Raw genomic sequence first — 17,521 nt, forward strand, 5'->3', positions numbered from 1 at the left:
GGAGAGATGAGAGATGAAAAAAATGATAGAAGTGATCGTAGCAGTAACTGAGGTTTTAATAAATGGTAAACAAGTTGCAATGGAGTTAAATAAATAATGAAAGGGGCTTGAATAAATTTACACTTCTTCATTATTTTGATTTCTTATCTCAAAAAAAGCAGTGCCTTTTTAAGGCGCTGCTTTTGACTATTTATAACTTGGCATTTTCGTAATCTGTGCCACACCTGAATCAATGGCTGCTTTCGCTACTACTTCTGCAACACTTGGAACAACTCTTTTATCTAATGGATTTGGAATTACATAATTCGCATTACGCTCTTCGTCCGTAATTATGTTAGCGATCCCATATGCTGCTGCTAATTTCATCTCTTCTGTAATATCAGTCGCGCGTACGTCTAATGCACCACGGAATATACCAGGGAACGCTAATACATTATTTACTTGATTTGAATAATCAGAACGACCAGTTCCAACTACAGCAGCTCCAGCTGCTAATGCGTCCTCTGGGAATATTTCTGGGATTGGATTCGCCATTGCAAACACAATTTGTTTCTCGTTCATCGTCTGTATAAGTTCTTTCGTTAATACGTTAGGAGCAGATACACCGATGAAAATATCAGCTTGATGAATCGCTTCCTTTAATGTTCCACGTACGTATTCTCGATTTGTCTTCTTTGAAACTTCGATTTGCGCTTCGTTCATCCATGTTTCACCTTCACAAACAATACCTTCTAAACTAACTAACGTAATGTGTTTTGCGCCAGCTTTTAATAATAATTTTCCAATTGCAATTCCTGCCGAACCCGCACCGTTAATAACAATTTTCACATCGTCCATTTGTTTACTTACAACTTTTAATGCATTAATAACAGCTGCTAAAACAACAATAGCCGTCCCATGCTGATCATCATGAAATACAGGAATATTCGTTTCTTCTTTTAATCGTTTTTCAATTTCAAAGCAACGTGGTGCTGCAATATCCTCTAAATTAATTCCTGCAAATGTAGGCTCTAAATTTTTAACAAGGGTAACGATTTCATCCACATCAGTCGTCCCTAAACATAACGGGAAAGCATCTACATTCGCAAATGTCTTAAATAAAATACTTTTCCCTTCCATAACAGGCATAGCCGCTTTCGGTCCAATATTCCCTAAACCAAGTACTGCAGTTCCATCTGAAACAACTGCAACCATATTACCACGTGCTGTATAGTCATAAGCTGTTTCCTCATCTGCCGCAATTGCTTTACAAGACTCTGCTACCCCCGGTGTATAAGTCAAACTTAAATCGTCCGCTGTATTCACTTCTACTTTACTTGTAATTTCAATTTTCCCTACTAATTCTTTATGCAATAACAATGATCTTTCATTAATTTGTTTTTCTAACATACTTATAATCTCCCCTTAATTTGACAAGCTAGCTATATGAATATAGCTAGCTTGTTTGATCATGAAAACATTTTTAATAAAATTGTCGCTGTTACGACCATTGCTGCCCCGCCTAAACGCGTTGAAATTTGTGCGAACGGCATTAATTCCATACGATTTGAAGCTGATAAAATAGCAACATCTCCAGTTCCACCTAAACCACTATGACATCCAGTTACAATCGCTGATTCAACTGGATACATTTTCATCACTTTCCCTACAAGAAAACCTGACGCTACCATTGTAAGAACAACCGATGCGCACACAACAACATATCCTACCGAAAGAACTGCTGCTACGTCTTTTAAAGGAATATATAGCAATCCTAAACCGACCATTAATGGCCATGTTAAATTCTTTGAAATGAATTTATATAAATGGAATGCTCCTTGCTCCATTTTTGCTGGCATTAGATTAAAGTACTTCACAATTGCCGCTGAAAAAATCATAATGATTGCTCCTGGAATACCGATAAACTTAGAAGCGAATCCTCCGAAAATAAAGAATGTACATGCAATCAATAATCCTGCTCCCATTAATGAGAAATCAATTGGTTTTTCTGTATTTTGCTCCTTTAATAAATCTGCTTGATTGTCTGTTTTTACTAATACACCATTCCCACTAAGCTCCGGTTTCTTCTCACCTAAACGCTTCATATACCCTGCACTCACGATTGCAAACATATTTCCAATAATAGCTGCCGGAATAAGCTGTGATACAAATGTTGCTGATGATTCATTTAAAATATCACTATAAGCTAGCGACAATGGTAAAATTCCTTCCCCGATACCACCACTCACAATTGGTACGATGATAAAGAAGAATGTCTGCTTCATTTCAAATCCAAATAGTGAACCGACTAATAAGCCTACTGCTACAGAAGCTAACGTCCCTACTACTAAAGGAATAAACATACGAACGAAACCTTGTACTAATACTTTACGGTTCATTCCTAAAATACTTCCAACTACTAAACATGAAATATATAAATATAAAAAGTTCGATTTTTTCATTAACATGGTCGCAGCTTCCATTGAAGCTGGATTCATCCAGTTAAAAAATACAAGTAACGATGGAATAAATAATGAGAGAATTGCTGGACCACCGATATTTTTTAATATTGGAATTCTCATCCCAATGTCACCTAAGAAAATACCCATGATCATAATAACTGCAAAACCACCAATCATATCTGCTGGTAATTTATTATATACAGATGCTCCATAAATAATAGCAGCCAATACTACATATAACGGTAAAGGTATAACACCGATTTTAACGTTCATAATTTTAGAAGCGAAAGATTCACTTTTCAATTCATTGCCTTCAGAAAATGATACCGCTTCCACATTTTTTTGAATTCCCATATGGCACCCCCTTGTTTTCTTAATAACAATATTAAAACGCTTTCAATAGTAAAAATAGTTTTTGTAAGTTTTGTAATTGGTTTTGTAATTAAAAAAAGTATAAGCGACTTATAATAAGCCGCTTATACGTAAAAGTCTATTTTATTCCGGTCAATACACCTTAATTTACTCACCGGTCTTCCCACATTTTGATACACCATTTCATTCTCTAATACTCCGATTTCAGTCAAAAACATTACATACTTTCGAATAGAAACTCTCGAAACCCCTACTAATTGCGCCATTTCATCAGTTGTAAATGCTTGTCCATTAAGCGATTCGATTTTCTGCCAAATGAGTTGCAATGTTTGCTTTGTTAATCCTTTCGGAAGCTCTTTATAGTCAAAGGACTCTCTTTTTTCTTTTTGTAAAATTAACGAATCTAATTCCGATTGACTAATTTTTTGTTGTTCTTTCATGAAAGTAAATTTTTCTCGATACACCGTTAATGCTTCCTTAAAGCGTTCAAATGTAAATGGTTTAATTAGATAGTCTACAACTCCATATTGTAATGCTTTTTTAATACTTCCCATATCATGTACAGCTGAAATCATCATAATATCAATTTCTTTTTCTTGATTTCGAATATACATTAAAAGCTCAAATCCAGTCTCCTCAGGCATAAAAATATCAAGTAATATGAAGTCTACTCGTGACCTCTCTATCACTTCTATCGCTTCTTTAACTGAGTTAACTGCATGGACAAGTTCAAACCCTCCCACTTGCTCTAAATAATGCTTATTTAACATCGCAACCATCGGATCATCTTCTACAATCAAAACTTTGATCATCTTATCTCTCATCCCTACTTTTAGGTATTTCAATCGTTATTGTCGTTCCGGTTCCTAACGATGAATGAACATAAATTTCCCCATCTATTCGCTGTATGCTTTCCTTTACAAGATGCAAACCATACCCCCGATTATCACCCTTTGTAGAATAACCTTTTATAAATAATGCATCAATTTTATCTTCTTGTATGCCTTTCCCCGTATCTTGTACTGTAATTATTAATGTATCCCCATATTGTATTCCAACTTCAACCTGCTTCTTCTCACAATTCGTCACTGCGTCTAATGCATTATTAATTAAATTTCCGACAATGGTAATCAGTTCATGAATGATACGTTCATCATATATTTCTGGTAAGTAAGAATCCTCTTTTATAACTAACTTTATATTTTTCTCTCTAGCATAACTAAGTTTACCTAGTAAAAATCCAGCAAATACTGGGCTTTGAATTTTTTTCATAATCCCGCCAATTTCATATTGATGCTCTGATACCATACTACTTACATATTTCTGCAATTCTTCATACTGTTTCATATGTGTTAGCCCTAATACGACATGCATTTTATTCATAAATTCATGAGATTGTGCCCGTAATGCTTCCGCATATAGCCTAATACCAGTTAGTTCCTCTGCTAGTTTTCTAATTTCTGTTTTATCACGAAATGTTGCAATCGCACCAACTATTTCTCCTTTTACATATAAAGGAACACGATTCGTCACAATCGTAATTCCATAAATATTTTGTTCTTCGTTTAATTGTACCTCTCCCGTTTGCAACACTTCTTTTATACGCGAATTTGGCATATACAACTCAACATCTTTACCAATAAAATCTTCTTCCAGTCCACTTTTTTTAAATAGCCGTTTCGCTTCATTATTAATTAACGTTACTCTCGCCTCTTTATCTACAGCAATAATGCCTTCTTTTACAGATTGTAACATCGTATTTCTTTCTTCAAGAATTTTCGCTATCCTGTGCGGCTCAAGACCGAATAAACTTTTCTTTATATGTCTAGCTAGCAATATTGCTCCTATAAGTCCGACTAATACTCCAACTCCGACACCGATATAAATAATATGTCTACTTTCCTTAACTCTCTCTTTTACATTATCTGCCGAGATACCAACGGCCACCGCGCCAAGTTGTTCACCTGTTTCAGAAAATATAGGTACAAACACTCGCATTGAAATACCTAAAGTTCCTTCTGCTAGCGATACATGTTCCTTTCCTTTCAATGCAGGCCCTTCATCTCCCCCAATAAAATGATGACCTATTTTTTGAGGATCTGGATGTGATTTTCTTATTCCATTCATGTCCATAACTACAATAAATTGAACACCTGTGTTTTTTAATATCCTATTTGTATACGTTTGAATTGCAGAAGTACCTGCTTTCCCAATCAAACCATCGATTACAATCGAATCATTCGCCACAATATGTGCAATTGTTTTCGCTTTCTCTGCCTGGCTATCCTCCGTTGTCCGCTCTACATTATGACTAATTAATATATCTGTAACAAGTAAAGAAAAAATTACAACTGTACAAACTAACAATGTAATCGTTTTCCATAAATTCCATAGTCTTTTTCTTTTTTTCATCCCGTTAATGACTCCCCTAATTACTGAATATAAAAATAAGTAAGGTGATATTATTTTCACCTTACTTATTTGCTGTTATTATACTTTAAATTTCCTAGTCATTGCTTGTAGTTCTTCGGCCATCTCAGCTAAGTTTTGCGAAGCCGAACTAATTTCTTCCATCGAATTTACTTGTTCTTCTGTTGAAGCTGCAACACTTTGCATACTAGCTGTATTTTCTTCTGCAGCCGCTGCAATTTCATCAATAGCGTTTGTCACTTCATTTGCATCTCCAGCGATTCTCTTCGTTGTTTCTACCATTTGATTAACTTGAGAAACAATATGAGTAGTAGAACTTAAAATTTCTGTAAAACTTACTTTCGTTTTTGTTACAACATCTAAGCCTTGTTGAACTTCCCCACTCACATTATCCATTGCCTTAACAGTATGTTCAATATCAGCCTTAATTTCTGCAATTAAATTTGCAATCTCTCCAGATGATTCTCCTGATTGCTCTGCTAATTTTCTAACTTCATCAGCTACAATAGCAAATCCTCTTCCCTGCTCACCTGCTCTTGCCGCCTCAATAGCCGCATTTAAAGCTAATAAGTTCGTTTGAGTAGCAATATTTTGAATTGCTTCAGAAATAGCTCCTACCTGCTTTGATTTCTCATCAAGAAGTTTAATAATAGCATCTGACTCGGATACCGATTTAGAAATAGACTGCATTTGTTTTGCTGTTTGTTCAACCAATTCTTCCCCTTCTTCAGCTCTTTCTCTCGCATGTAATGAGGAGATAGAAATTGATTCCGCGCTTCCAGTTACATCTTGAATTGCTGTATTTACCTGTTGTAATGTAGCCGCACCTTCTTCAACACCTTGACTTTGTGATTCAGCCCCACCTGATACTTGTTCCATTGCAATTGTAATTTGATCTGTCGCATCATTTGCTTGCTGTACGCTCGCTGTTAACTCTTCAGCCGATGCAGCGACATGTTCTGCTGAAAAACTAATTTGAGTAATCACATCTTGTAAAGAGGCAGACATTTCATTAAATGAATTCCCTAATTTCCCTATATCATCCTTGGAATGGATTGTAATTTTCTCTGTCAAATCTCCCTTACTAATTTTATGTGCCGAGTCAGCTATTTTTCTTAATGGTCTTGTAATAGACTTTGTAATGAAATAAATTAATACACTACCAAATACAATAGCGATAGCAATGACAATCAAAGTCTTATAAAACACTGGATTCGCAGCTTGGGTAATTTCTTCGTCGAACATAACTCCAACTACTTTCCATCCTGTTTTCTCATTTGTTGCAAAGATTAAATTCTTTTTATCACCTTGTTCTGTATAAGACACATTTCCTTGTTTTTCTTCATAAATTGGTTTAATCCACGGATCAGTAACTTTTGCACCTGGTTTTCTAGATGGATGACTAACAATTTGCTTATTTTGATCTAAAATAACTGCATAACCTTTTTCACCAATGTTAATCATTTTGGAAATTTTTAAGATGTTATCTAAATTTAAGTTAATTCCTATAACACCTTTACCATCTTTTACTTCTTTAGCAATTGTCACTACCATATTTTTAGTAGATGCTGATTGATATGGTGCAGTAACAATTACCTTTCCTTTATTTTCATGCGCTTCTTTATACCAAGATCTATCTGTTGGGTTATAGCCATCAGCCATTTGGATAAATGGTTCTCTTATAAACTTTCCTGCCTGTGTTCCAATATAAATACCTTCTACTTCTGGATGAAGTTTTATATATTGCGCTAACTTCGTTCTTACTATTTCTTCTTGTCCGTTTGGATATGTATCCTCTGTTAAAATGTCTGCAAAGTACGCCGCATCAACAAATTTCTCTTCTATATTTTGAGAAATAACAGTATTTAAAACTGAAATATTTTCCTTTGCTTTACCTGTAATTTGTTGTTCAAAATTTGTTTTGGCAGTTTGATATGAAACACCACCGATAATAAGTCCTGGTATAGTTAAAATAAGAAAAAATGAAATGATTAATTTTTTCTTGATACTCATACATTTAACCCAGTTAAATATTTTTTGCATAATAATCCTCCTTTATGTAATAGAACACTTGTGTAATTTTATACAATCAACATGTATAAAACAATATATAATGATAACATGTAATTTTTTCGTCAATTATGCATTTTTACATATCCACTTCTCCTAAACATTTTAATCCTAAAAAACAAGAGAACTTTAGCATATATAATAAGCTAAAGTTCTCTTGTTTTTTAACAGCTTCTCTTCAAAAAAATCTGCAAAACTTCTCTTACAATTCCTTAAATCTTTATCCTTCACCTTATAGTTATATAGTTCATGCTCTTCTTCCTAATTTATTTGGAGTTATTTACATAGCTAATTGCCTGACTCCCCATCTGCACCCATGCCTGTTCAAATTTTCCTCTTGGCACTTTTACATCTAAGCTATCATCGAGGGGATCTCGAATATATACAGATTCCTTATCGTACCCAACAAGTACAACACAATGTTCATTATACGTAATAGAAACATCCCCACTATTTGTTTCCCATGTAGTAAATTCATCTTCATCTAAAGGAGCATATGTTGCATTCGTAATCATGACTACCGGGTGCCCTGCTTTTACACTCTTATAAATTTCTTCTATACTCTTCCCTGTTAAGTCCACAGCTTTATTCGGTAAATATTTTTTTGCTAATTGAAAAAGTGGTCCGTGATATACACCGTATCCGGATTCAGAAAAGGTATAAATATTCCCTACAAATCCTTCATTCGGATTCCCACGTACACCATCTTCCATAAAATTAACTTTTTTTATTTCATTTGCTAATTTCATCTTATCTACAGAAACACCTGCGTATTGTAACATCATCGCTAAACTTGTTACTTCGCAGCCTCTATCTAACTCTGGTAATTGCTGAATTAAAGGCACATTTGATAACATGACTTTTTCATCGTTATTACTAAACTCTATTCGTTTTTGACTTTGTACACTTGAAAATAGTAACCCCTTTACTTTCTCCACATACTTTGTAATTCCATTTGTATATGCACCCCATACCCCTATACATAGTAAGGCCATACATATATACCACTTCCATTTTCGTATCACTCTCACGCCCTTTTTAATTCGTTAAATACGAATAAAACGCATTAGCATCTGTTTGAACCATAGGAACAAACTTAAGCTCTTTTCCCTTTTCAGGTTGTTCAAGATTTATCTTCTCCGCTAAATCTTGAATCTTCAAATTCGTTCTATCCATACCTAGCTCATCTGCTATTTCTATTACCTTTTGCTCATTTATTTCTCTTAATACTTGATATATATCTTTGCCATATAAATCAATATGATATTTTTTTGCTTCTTCCTGTACTTTTTGTTCGTACACTTCCCCTGCTAACTCTTCCATCTCTTTTCCTTGTTGAGCAATACCTAGCTTTTCTGCTTCTTCTCTAACTTTCGTTCCGTAGATTTCTTCCTCAATCTCTTCTATTTCTTTTCCTTCAGTTGAAACACCAAGCTTTTCTGCTTCATTATTAATTTTAATCTTATTAATTTGATCAATTAAACTTACAATCGACGTATTCTCTATAGATATTCCTAGTTTCAACGCTTCTTTCCTCACTTTTGTTTCATAAATTTCTTCTGAAAGAATTCCAACATCTTTCCCTTCTGCCGAGATACCTAATTGATTAGCTTCTCTTCCTACTTCCGTCTCATGAATTTCTTTTTCTAACGTAATTTGTTCTTTCCCATCCGTTTCAATGCCTAACTTTTCCGCTTTTTCTTCCGTATGCATTGCATGTATTTTCCCATCATTTAATTGTTCTTTACTACGCTGCGTGTAATCTGTCTTTCCTTTTGTCATTCCAGAAGGGGAGGCACCCCCTAATATACTTAAACTCATTACTCCAATAGTGAATACCGTCATCATTTTCTTTTTCAAGACTTCTTCCTCCCTCTCACGCTTTCTTTTTCCAGCTTTCCCATAATTTTTTTTTATACTATACATAAACTTCATCTCTGTTAGAAATAACCTTATGATTTATCCAGTTCATTCAAAAAAACCTTACATCTTTTCTTTCCATCACAAGTTTCCATTATGTAATACATGCTACAAGTTATTCCTTAACTTTCCCTTAAAAAAGACGACCTTGTAAAAACAAGGTCGTCTTCTCACTTATAATCTTTGATTTTTTGGGAAAATCACTTCAAAACAAGTTCCTTCTCCCCATTTGCTCTCTACCGATATTTTTCCATAATGCTTTTCTACAATCCAATTAGCGATTGAAAGACCTAACCCAGCTCCTTCTGACATACTTCTTGCTTTGTCTCCTTGATAAAAACGATCAAATAAATTTGGAATATCTTCTTCTTTAACTCCTATCCCATTATCTTTCACCCGTATACGAATTGAATTACTCGTTTGTGTGCAATCAATTTGAATATGCCCATCTTCATTCGTATACTTCATCGCATTATCTAACAATATGACCATCATTTGATGGATTCTCTCTCTATCACCCATAAATGTTATATCACGTTCTACTTTTAATATCATCGCTTTTTCTTGATAAGAGGCAATTTCTTTATATGGATTTATAATTTCTTCTAACAACTTATCCAGTTCAAATGTTTTCTTATCCATCTCAATTTGATTAGAATCCGAACGTGCTAACAACAATAAATTGCTAACGAGTTTCGATAGCCGCCTACATTCTTTTGAAATTGTAGAGATATCCACGGCTTTTTCTTCTATCGTAGCGGATGGGGACTGGAATAATACATCCGTTTTTGATTGAATAACTGCAAGCGGTGTTCTTAATTCATGTGATGCATCGGAAACGAATTGCTGCTGTTTCTCCCATGAATTTTGAATAGGTATGAGTGCCCTGCCAGCTAGGAAAAAACCGATACCTATTGCACATAGACTTCCTATGCTACAACCTATTATGAGAATTAAAAATAAAGTATTTAGCATTTCTTCTTCAGCTGTTGTATCACGTACAATTTGAACTATTTTTCCATCTTCTTGAAACGCAAACGTTCTAAAATATCGTCCTTGCACTTCAATATCTTGCAAATCCCCTACCTTTTTTGGAGAAAACTTTTCCAAATCCCCTTCAAAGTTAGAGCGAAATTTATGGTTATCGCCTTCTATCTCCACTATTTTTCCATTCCAAGTTATTATAGTTATCCGTGGGTCTCGAATTTTGATATTCTCTATACGTTTTCTTGGTGGTGGCATTTTAACATCAAATTTTTCTCTATACTGAGTTATCATTTTTATAGATTGATCCACTTCATTATAAGTACGCTTGTATGTGTACGAATAAATAATACTACCTAATACACCTATTAATAGGATAAATACTAACGAATTCAATATAGTTAGACGAATACGTGTCTTTTGAAACATGCTTCCCTTTCTCATTGTTCTTTTAATATATATCCAATACCACGAACGGTTTGAATATCTTTCTGATAACCGAATGGTTCTAATTTTTTACGTAAATGATGTACATACACTTCTACAATTGCTACTGTCGTATCTGAATCAAATCCCCAAACACGATCGAAAATTTGTTCACGCATTAAAATCTTCCCGCTATTTTGAATGAGATACTCTAGTAGCTCGTATTGTTTTAATGTCAGCTTAATACCTTGTCCATCTACTTGAATGTCTTTATCTTTTCCGAACAATTCAATTCCTTTATAGCGAATGGTCTGCTGTGTTGTTAAACTACCACTTCTGCGTAGTAATGCACGAATTCTCGCTTTTAATTCAGGGGCCTGAAACGGTTTAACAATATAATCATCTCCACCAAAGTCCAATCCTTTCACTCGATCTTCTAAAGAATCTCTCGCTGTCAAAAACAGGACTGGCGTTTCAATCTTTTCATCACGTATTTTTTGAATCACTTCAAATCCGTCCATTTCTGGCATCATCACATCAAGCAAAATTGCATCATAAATGTTTTGCAGCGCCAAAAACAAGCCGTCTTCCCCATTCATTGCCGTATCCACTTCAAATTCATCACGTAAAATTTGTACGATAGACTCTAATAACGAGGCATTATCTTCTACTACAAGTAAGCGCATATTCTCACCTTCCACAATCTATTTCAACTCTCTTTATTATTGCATCTCTTCTCTTCATAACGAAATAATGTAATCATATTATGTAATTTCATTTTCAACTATTTCCTTCTAAAGTTTTGCTCGATATAAAATTTTGAACCTTTATTATAAAGGCTCTTTCTTAAATTTTGCTTAATAAAAAATTGAAAGAAATAAGATTACCCTTATCTCTTTCAATTTTTTACTACATACACCTTTTTACTCGGCAATTCTAAACAATTTAACTGACCACCATAAACCGCACCGCCATCAATTCCAATAATACGATTACTACCAAAATACACTCCGCAATTCTCACTACCATGAAGCGTTTTTGTTTCCGTATGGCCAAATACAACAACCTTTTCGCCGCTATATCCATTATGAAATTCATTACGGATCCACATTAACGTATATGGTTCAGATTCAGAAACTCGGTTCATCGGCTCAACACCAGCATGTACAAAGATATACTCTTCTGTTTCAATGTAATGATCTAATTCTTGAATAAACGTTACATGTTCCTCTAATATATGAGATTGTAAAATCGGTTTTTGGAAGTTTTCCTCATTAACCGCAATGTCTTCTTCTACAAATCCATAGCTATATAACGTTTTATCTCCACCATTCCTTTTTACCCAATGGTTCCATGAACGTTCCTCATCAGTCGTTAACGCCTTGATCATCATATCTTCATGATTGCCCTTTAGAACGAGGGCTCCCGCTTCTTTTAACTCTTTTACCTTTTCAATTACTGCACGCGCATTTGGACCACGATCTACATAATCCCCTAATAAAATCAATTGATCCTGTCTTGCATCGTATTGAGCTTCTTCCAATAACTGTTCGAACTTTTCTATTTCTCCATGAATATCACTAATAACAAGTATTCTCTTCATTTCTTCCCCTTCTTTCTAAACCATTCTCTTTCTAATTATAGATTAAAACGATAGAAATTTCTGAATCATAATCCGAAATAGCATTTATTACAAATAAAACTATTATCCTTACAACACTGTAAGTCTCTTGTCATCCAATTCGATGGTTGCAATTACTGCATTTCCTTATACTAAAAGTAAGAAATGAAACAAAAAACAAGGAGAGATGAGATATGAAAAAAGTGATGGAAGTTGTAGTAGCGGTGGCAGAGGTTTTTGTAAATGGGAAACAAGTTGCAATGGAGTTAAACAAATAATGAAAAAGACAAAATTCATTCTAGACCCTTTACTCATATAAAAGAGATAAGACTTCATCATTTCTTTGATCCCTTATCTCCCAATAAAGAAAGCCGCATCCTGAAAAAGGATGCGGCTTTCTCTTATTTTTGACTCGTACGAGCTGAAATACTAATTGCTCTATCTGTTGCTTTTGCAGCTTCATCTAAAGCTTCTTTACTATTCTTTCCGTCATACATTGCTTCTAATGCTTTTACAACTGCATCTCTTGATTCTGGGAATACACTAATTAATGCCCCTTGAGTTGCTGGAGATTGCTTCGTTGCTTGTAATTGCTCTACCGTTACTTTTAACTGCGGATACTTTTCATACTGCTCTTTTACTAACGGCTCATTATATGCATCTGGATTAATTGAGAAATATCCTGTTGCAGTATGCCATTTTGCTTGTACATCTGGCTTCGTTAAATATTTCATAAAGTCCCAAGCACCTTGCTGCGTTTCTTCTGAAACCATATTCGTCATCCATAATGATGCACCGCCAATAACAACACCATTTTGTTTCGAATCTTCTGGATACGGAATATACGAAACGCCTACATTAAACTTAGATGCATCAATTAAATCACGAACACCAGCTGAAGAATCTAAATACATAGCAACTTGTCCAGACTGGAACGCAGCACGAATATCATCCCAACTTGCTCCATACTTTCCAAGTGCACCAGCTTTATTTAATTCATCTAACATCCCAAATACTTTTTGACCTTCTTTTCCGTTAAATACCGCTTTCTTTGCAGCATCTTTACGGCCGTTTTCGTTGTCTACATATAAAGCACCTTGTGTCGCTAACAACTCTTCAAAGAACCAACCATAATTCAGCATTGAAAATCCATACTGCTTTACATTTCCGCCTTCTTTAATCGTTAACTTTTTCGCCGCTTCTTTTAACTCATCATATGTTTGCGGAGCTTTCTCTGGATCTAATCCAGCCTTCGCGAAAGCATCCTTATTATAAATTAATACTGGTGTAGATGAATTAAACGGCATAGAATACATTTTTTCATCAACTGAATAATAGTTCGTAATTGATTTTTCTAATTTTGATGTATCGTACTTATCTTTTTTAATCCAGCTATCGATAGGCGTAATCTTTTTGCTATCAATCATATACTTCGTTGTAATTTCACTCGATTGAACAAGAGCTGGCGCTTCTTTCGTTGCAGACATCGTTTTAAATTTCGTTAAAGACTCTTCGTATGTTCCTTGGAACTCTGCCTTTATCTCGTATTTATTCTGCGACTTATTATAGTCTGCAACAAGCCCATCTAGTACACCTTGTGTTTTTCCACCCATTGCATGCCAGAAACGAATTACAGTTTTATCACCATTCTTTTCAACTGGAGCTACTTTTGCCTGTGCTTCAGGTTTCCCCTCTGTTTTACTATTTGAACAAGCTGCGCCGGTTAATGCCATTGTGGCTGCCATTAAAAGAGCAGCACTTTTTTTCAATAAACTCATCTCAATCCCACCTTTTCCTATGTATGCTTATTTAATTGCACCTTTTGTTAATCCTTTTTGTAATTGCTTTTGCCCTAAAAATAGTAAAATCAACGTTGGAATGACGATAACCGTAACACCGGCCATTACACTGCCCCAATCAGTTGCAACTTCTTGAGATTGAAGCTGCTTTACACCAATTTGAACCGTTCTTACTTTTTCATCAGTGGTTACTAAGAGCGGCCACAAATACATATTCCACGTTGTTAAAAAGCTATATACTCCAAGCGTAATAAAACTCGTTTTACAATACGGAATTACAACACTGAATAAAAACCTTACATTTCCAATCCCTTCAATAAAAGCAGCTTCTTTCAGTTCATTCGGAAGTGTCATAAAATGTTGACGTAGTAAGAAAATACCGAAAGCTGTTGCAAAAAACGGCACCGTCATCCCAGCAAAACTATTAATCCATCCGAAGTTTTGAATCGTTAAAAAGTTCGGTACCATCGTTGCTTCCCACGGAATAAGCATTGTTGAAATAAACAAGAAGAAAATTAAGTTTCTACCTTTAAACTGAAGAAAAACAAAAGCATAAGCTGCTAAACTGGATACGATAAGTTGTCCAAGCATAACAACTGTCGATACAATTAAACTGTTATATAAGTATGTAAAAAGAGGTACTTTTTGAAAAATATTAATGAAATTATCAAAAGTAAATTGAGTTGGAAATAACCTTCTCATTTGAATATCGTCTGGTGTCATAAAGCTTATTAAAAACGCATACAGTACAGGAAAAAACACCATTACTGCACTAATAATGAGCAGCATGTATAATAGGAAATTTTGTTTCCACTGTTTAACGATCATTTATAATGCACCTTTCTCTCAGCAAACTTAAATTGAATCAATGTAGCAATAAAAATGAAAATAAATAATACCATCGCTTGTGCACTTGCTGTTCCAAATTGATGATTCACAAATGCCTCTTTATAAATCGAGTACACAATTAAATTCGTTGCATCATTCGGTCCACCGTGCGTTAAAATATCAATTTGTCCAAAGCTTTGGAATGCACTAATTAACGTTACTGTCACGATAAAAAATAAAGTTGGTGATAGCGTCGGTAATGTAACGCGGCGAAGCTTATATAAATAACTAGCACCATCTATAGATGCACTCTCATATAAAGACGTATCAATATTTTGTAAACCACCTAATATAACTAAAAATGCAAATCCTGTATTCACCCAAACCGTTGTAACCGATACAGAAAACAGTGCCCATTCTGGACTCGTTAACCATGCGATTGCAGGAAGATTCATAGAGGCTAATATATTATTAAATAACCCTACACTTGGATGAAATAAAAATAGCCAAATCACTGCACTAGCAGCTACTGATATTCCCATCGTTGAAGAAAACAGTACTCGGAATAACCCGATCCCTCTTACTTTTTCATTTGCAATTAATGCAAGAAATAAGGCGAATACAATGCTAGTAGGCACTGTATATAAAACAAATAATAAAGTTGACTTTATACTTTTGTAGAAAGCAGGATCCGAAAATAAATATTGATAATTTTCTAAGCCAACGAAAAGATTAGCTTCTCCGTGTATATCTGTTAAATAAAAGCTATAGTAGATCGTCCTAAACAATGGATAGAAAAGAAAAATTGAAAATAACAAAATAGATGGCGCCAAAAACAATAATCCTATTCTTAAATCTTTCGTTCTGCCCCATAAACTCTTCTTTTTTGACACTGTTGTTTGAACTGGTAACTTACCTACTTCAATCATTATTTCGCCACCACTTTCAACTCTTCTTCAGCCACCACTTTTAATCGTTCATTCTTATTTTGATGAAAGAAGCATAGTTTTTCTTGCGAAAATAATAATTTTACTTTGTCACCTTTGTTCAGGAGTAACTGTCCGATGACTTTCGCACTCCAAGTTGTTCCATTTACCGCAAAGTTTAATATAGATTCATTCCCTAATACTTCTACAGATTGTAGCGTCACTTCTTGTCCTTCCTCAGACAGTGCAATATGCTCAGGACGCATACCTATTCGAATAGTTCCTTCTGGTAATTGCTTTAGCTGTCCAATAGATAATGGGATTTGCAATTGCCCTATATGTAATATGCCTTTTTCTTTATCCACTTCCCCATCATTTATATTCATAGAAGGAGAACCTATAAAACTTGCAACAAATTCGTTTGCTGGTTCGTTATATATATCAAGCGGTGTTCCAACTTGTTGTATACTTCCTTTATTTAAAACCATAATACGATCTCCCATAGTCATTGCTTCTATTTGATCGTGAGTAACGTAAATCATCGTAATTCCTAATCGTTGCTGAATTTCTCTAATTTCAATCCTCATCTGTGCACGTAATTTCGCATCTAAATTCGAAAGTGGTTCATCCATTAAACAAATCGGTGCTTGACTGACGATGGCCCTAGCAAGTGCAACACGCTGTCTTTGCCCGCCTGATAATTGGCCCGGTTTCATTTTCACATACTCTTTCAGTCCTACCATTTCAATAGCTTCCATTAATCGCCTTTGTCGCTCTTCTTTTTGTACCTTCCTTACCTTAAGTCCAAATAAAATATTTTCTTCTACAGTTAGGTGTGGATATAATGCATAATTTTGAAATACCATTGATAGATTACGGTCTTTCGGCTCTAAATCATTTGCAACATGTTCATTAATAATTAAATCTCCCGAAGAAATTTCCTCTAAACCAGCCAGCATTCGTAATAATGTACTTTTTCCACATCCCGAAGGTCCAACTAAAACAAAAAATTCTCCTCTTTTAATATGAACTGATACGCCTTTAACTGCTGTCTCTTCCGCATTTTTATATACCTTTGAAACATTTTTCAATTCAATCACAAGGTTGCACTCCTTTTTTCTTCTTGTATCCACACTTCATAATGACTCGTTGAAATTGCACTTGCTCCTGCACGAATTGCGATTTCTGCATCCTCTCGCGTTTGAATCAGCCCACCTGCAATAATAGGGAATTTTATTTCCTCCGCTAGCTGTTTAATAATAGAAGGCATAATGCCAGGCATAATCTCTACTGCATTCGGTTTAGTCGTTTTACAATTTTCAATTGATTTTGTAAGAGATAAAGTATCAACAATAAAAATGCGTTGAATCGTTTTCAATCCAATTTTATTGGCATTTCGAATTGTCGATCCCTTTGTCGAAATAATACCTTGTGCTCCGATAACATCTTGAATATATAAAAGTGCTTCCTCTGTGTTCGTATTTAAGCCTTGTATAAAATCACAATGAAGAAATACATCGTGTCCATGTTTCTGTAGTTCATATACACGCTCTGGTAACTCCAGCATTGAACCAGTCATAAGAAAAACTGTTTTCGGTAATTTTTTGTATGTTTTGTACCCTTTCCAATCCTTTATCATCGCAATATAAGATTCTTTAAACATTTATTCCACCTAGCTTTTCTATTTTTATCCAAACTAAAAAC

General features: G+C 34.7%; 15 protein-coding genes and 1 pseudogene. All 16 read right to left on the bottom strand.

Going from position 1 to position 17,521, the window contains the following annotated elements:
* Nucleotides 1–186: 186 nt before the first annotated feature.
* Nucleotides 187–1,389 (bottom strand): NAD(P)-dependent malic enzyme, encoded by a 1,203-nt coding sequence (locus AC1DS7_RS15890; protein WP_016101857.1) that lies wholly within the window; start codon nt 1,387–1,389, stop codon nt 187–189.
* Between the two features lie 59 nt (nt 1,390–1,448).
* On the bottom strand, nt 1,449–2,795 hold the full coding sequence (locus tag AC1DS7_RS15895) for a 2-hydroxycarboxylate transporter family protein (RefSeq protein ID WP_002029691.1): 1,347 nt from the start codon (nt 2,793–2,795) through the stop codon (nt 1,449–1,451).
* 122 nt (nt 2,796–2,917) lie between these two features.
* Nucleotides 2,918–3,625, bottom strand: coding sequence for a response regulator (locus AC1DS7_RS15900; RefSeq protein ID WP_016101858.1), 708 nt, complete (start codon nt 3,623–3,625; stop codon nt 2,918–2,920).
* A gap of 1 nt (nt 3,626) precedes the next feature.
* The gene (locus tag AC1DS7_RS15905; protein ID WP_002029689.1) at nt 3,627–5,225 is read right to left on the bottom strand and encodes a sensor histidine kinase; all 1,599 of its coding nucleotides are present in this window, start codon (nt 5,223–5,225) and stop codon (nt 3,627–3,629) included.
* A gap of 78 nt (nt 5,226–5,303) precedes the next feature.
* On the bottom strand, nt 5,304–6,251 hold the full coding sequence (locus tag AC1DS7_RS15910) for a methyl-accepting chemotaxis protein (protein WP_474372810.1): 948 nt from the start codon (nt 6,249–6,251) through the stop codon (nt 5,304–5,306).
* Nucleotides 6,243–7,286 (bottom strand): annotated as a pseudogene (locus AC1DS7_RS15915) (HAMP domain-containing protein); the annotation flags it as partial. The pseudogene AC1DS7_RS15915 and the gene AC1DS7_RS15910, both read right to left, overlap by 9 nt.
* 293 nt (nt 7,287–7,579) lie before the next feature.
* The gene (locus tag AC1DS7_RS15920; RefSeq protein ID WP_002125127.1) at nt 7,580–8,308 is read right to left on the bottom strand and encodes a C39 family peptidase; all 729 of its coding nucleotides are present in this window, start codon (nt 8,306–8,308) and stop codon (nt 7,580–7,582) included.
* Nucleotides 8,309–8,351: 43 nt separating this feature from the next.
* The gene (locus AC1DS7_RS15925) at nt 8,352–9,173 is read right to left on the bottom strand and encodes a hypothetical protein (protein ID WP_002140315.1); all 822 of its coding nucleotides are present in this window, start codon (nt 9,171–9,173) and stop codon (nt 8,352–8,354) included.
* Nucleotides 9,174–9,407: 234 nt separating this feature from the next.
* The gene (locus AC1DS7_RS15930; RefSeq protein ID WP_016101860.1) at nt 9,408–10,646 is read right to left on the bottom strand and encodes a sensor histidine kinase; all 1,239 of its coding nucleotides are present in this window, start codon (nt 10,644–10,646) and stop codon (nt 9,408–9,410) included.
* A gap of 11 nt (nt 10,647–10,657) precedes the next feature.
* Nucleotides 10,658–11,329: a response regulator transcription factor gene (locus tag AC1DS7_RS15935; RefSeq protein WP_002091066.1), complete on the bottom strand. Its 672-nt coding sequence runs from the start codon at nt 11,327–11,329 to the stop codon at nt 10,658–10,660.
* A gap of 212 nt (nt 11,330–11,541) precedes the next feature.
* On the bottom strand, nt 11,542–12,246 hold the full coding sequence (locus AC1DS7_RS15940) for a metallophosphoesterase family protein (RefSeq protein WP_002029682.1): 705 nt from the start codon (nt 12,244–12,246) through the stop codon (nt 11,542–11,544).
* Between the two features lie 419 nt (nt 12,247–12,665).
* Entirely contained in the window at nt 12,666–14,042 is a 1,377-nt protein-coding gene (locus AC1DS7_RS15945) for an ABC transporter substrate-binding protein (RefSeq protein ID WP_016101861.1), read from the bottom strand.
* A 27-nt stretch (nt 14,043–14,069) separates the two neighbouring features.
* Nucleotides 14,070–14,891, bottom strand: a complete 822-nt coding sequence (locus AC1DS7_RS15950; RefSeq protein ID WP_002125118.1) for a carbohydrate ABC transporter permease — start codon at nt 14,889–14,891, stop codon at nt 14,070–14,072.
* Nucleotides 14,888–15,820, bottom strand: a complete 933-nt coding sequence (locus AC1DS7_RS15955) for a carbohydrate ABC transporter permease (RefSeq protein WP_476999107.1) — start codon at nt 15,818–15,820, stop codon at nt 14,888–14,890. Before AC1DS7_RS15955 ends, AC1DS7_RS15950 begins: the two co-directional genes overlap by 4 nt.
* Nucleotides 15,820–16,917, bottom strand: coding sequence for an ABC transporter ATP-binding protein (locus AC1DS7_RS15960; RefSeq protein WP_016101862.1), 1,098 nt, complete (start codon nt 16,915–16,917; stop codon nt 15,820–15,822). Before AC1DS7_RS15960 ends, AC1DS7_RS15955 begins: the two co-directional genes overlap by 1 nt.
* Nucleotides 16,914–17,480, bottom strand: a complete 567-nt coding sequence (locus AC1DS7_RS15965; RefSeq protein WP_016101863.1) for a glycerol-3-phosphate responsive antiterminator — start codon at nt 17,478–17,480, stop codon at nt 16,914–16,916. The genes AC1DS7_RS15960 and AC1DS7_RS15965 overlap by 4 nt, the downstream gene beginning before the upstream one ends.
* Between the last annotated feature and the right edge of the window lie 41 nt (nt 17,481–17,521).

It is taken from the genome of Bacillus sp. P4_E1 (genome assembly GCF_056401715.1).

Excerpts from the sequence above, each read along its gene's own strand:
- AC1DS7_RS15905 (WP_002029689.1), bottom strand. The coding sequence starts at position 5,225 with ATGAAAAAAAGAAAAAGACTATGGAATTTATGGAAAACGATTACATTG.
- AC1DS7_RS15910 (WP_474372810.1), bottom strand. The coding sequence starts at position 6,251 with ATGTCTGCCTCTTTACAAGATGTGATTACTCAAATTAGTTTTTCAGCA.
- AC1DS7_RS15930 (WP_016101860.1), bottom strand. The coding sequence starts at position 10,646 with ATGTTTCAAAAGACACGTATTCGTCTAACTATATTGAATTCGTTAGTA.
- AC1DS7_RS15935 (WP_002091066.1), bottom strand. The coding sequence starts at position 11,329 with ATGCGCTTACTTGTAGTAGAAGATAATGCCTCGTTATTAGAGTCTATC.
- AC1DS7_RS15945 (WP_016101861.1), bottom strand. The coding sequence starts at position 14,042 with ATGAGTTTATTGAAAAAAAGTGCTGCTCTTTTAATGGCAGCCACAATG.
- AC1DS7_RS15950 (WP_002125118.1), bottom strand. The coding sequence starts at position 14,891 with ATGATCGTTAAACAGTGGAAACAAAATTTCCTATTATACATGCTGCTC.
- AC1DS7_RS15900 (WP_016101858.1), bottom strand. The coding sequence starts at position 3,625 with ATGATCAAAGTTTTGATTGTAGAAGATGATCCGATGGTTGCGATGTTA.
- AC1DS7_RS15940 (WP_002029682.1), bottom strand. The coding sequence starts at position 12,246 with ATGAAGAGAATACTTGTTATTAGTGATATTCATGGAGAAATAGAAAAG.
- AC1DS7_RS15965 (WP_016101863.1), bottom strand. The coding sequence starts at position 17,480 with ATGTTTAAAGAATCTTATATTGCGATGATAAAGGATTGGAAAGGGTAC.
- AC1DS7_RS15955 (WP_476999107.1), bottom strand. The coding sequence starts at position 15,820 with ATGATTGAAGTAGGTAAGTTACCAGTTCAAACAACAGTGTCAAAAAAG.
- AC1DS7_RS15895 (WP_002029691.1), bottom strand. The coding sequence starts at position 2,795 with ATGGGAATTCAAAAAAATGTGGAAGCGGTATCATTTTCTGAAGGCAAT.
- AC1DS7_RS15920 (WP_002125127.1), bottom strand. The coding sequence starts at position 8,308 with ATGGCCTTACTATGTATAGGGGTATGGGGTGCATATACAAATGGAATT.
- AC1DS7_RS15890 (WP_016101857.1), bottom strand. The coding sequence starts at position 1,389 with ATGTTAGAAAAACAAATTAATGAAAGATCATTGTTATTGCATAAAGAA.